The sequence below is a fragment of the Marivita lacus genome, from assembly GCF_014637725.1.
Lineage (GTDB): Bacteria > Pseudomonadota > Alphaproteobacteria > Rhodobacterales > Rhodobacteraceae > Marivita > Marivita lacus.
Genome location: NZ_BMFC01000054.1, coordinates 1 through 1,075, shown reverse-complemented (window position 1 = coordinate 1,075; position 1,075 = coordinate 1). Strand labels below are relative to the sequence as shown.

At 58.4% G+C, this 1,075-nt stretch carries 3 protein-coding genes; all 3 read right to left on the bottom strand.

The features are described 5' to 3' along the window. The coding region (locus IEV82_RS23440) for a DUF6538 domain-containing protein (RefSeq protein WP_373285272.1) at positions 1–639 on the bottom strand (639 nt) is incomplete at its 3' end. A gap of 46 nt (positions 640–685) precedes the next feature. Beyond that, a complete protein-coding gene (locus IEV82_RS23435) occupies positions 686–871 on the bottom strand; it encodes a hypothetical protein (protein ID WP_188484496.1) in 186 nt (61 codons plus the stop codon). Between the two features lie 109 nt (positions 872–980). Next, a partial coding sequence (locus tag IEV82_RS24150; protein WP_373285259.1) for an IS3 family transposase occupies positions 981–1,075 on the bottom strand: 95 nt, incomplete at its 5' end.

Below are 1,075 nucleotides of genomic sequence, written 5' to 3'. Positions count from 1 at the left end.
GTCATCGGGGTCTCCATCGGTTCGTGGTTGAAGCTTGCAAACTCCACCATAACCGACATCCTCGATGGCCACCCCGGTTACACCGCCAGCGCGATGTGAAAGTCCACCACGTCCGTGGACACTACCCAAGATCGCCTCCAGAAATGCTCTGCCCTCCTGTCGAGTCAAACTTTGTATGGATTGATCGCCATAGCGACTGGCGAACAGTTCGACCGAGTACCGGACCGACTTGAAACCACCGGGACGCAACTGCCTCTGACGCTTCATCAGGTAGGCTCGGGCAGACTCCGCCACTGTGACGACCTTGGCGGGTTTGGCTGGTTGGTATGACCTTGACCTCCGATTACCTTCAGACTGCCCCAGAGCGGTACGCAGGCGCTCCAGGACGTCCCCGGATTGATCCTCCCATTCTGGCTGTCGAAGGAGCACGTCCTGTGTCTTGGAACGGACCTGCGAGACCGTCGTCTCGTAGTGGGCGTTCAGTTCCGCAGCACGGACCCGCGCCTTGGTGTGGTCGCCGGTCTTCAGGGACTGTTTGAGGGCTTGTGAACCCAGAACGAGCGCGACGTCCTTGGGGTAGTTGCGGCGGTAAAGCCACGTGCGGCCTTTGAGATAGGCATAGCGAATGTGAGCAGACATGAGGTCTCCTCCTTTCTAGATGGATTGTGTGGGGGATTGGGGCGGATCAGTCCGACCGGGAGTGAACACGGAGGATCAGGTCGAAGTCCGGTTCGCCGTATTCGTCTTTGAGCGGGCCTGTCAGGGAAACGCCGCCGACGCAGTCGCCCCAGACGTCGTCGACCCGGAATAGGTGCTCCGGCCAGTCTTCCCCGGCGCGGATCACCACGATGTCACCTTCTCGGATTTCCATGGGTCAGGATCCGGAAGTGTGATCAGTAAGTAACTGTGAAAGCATGCTAAACCTCCTTCTGCTATCATTATAGCTACGGTGGCCTGCTGCCGATTTCGTGGACACAGGGTTAGGTTTGCATAGCTCGGTCCTCGAACGCCATGGGGCTTAGGTAGCCCAGTTTGGAATGGCGTCGCCTGGGATTGTAGAAGCGCTCGATGTAGT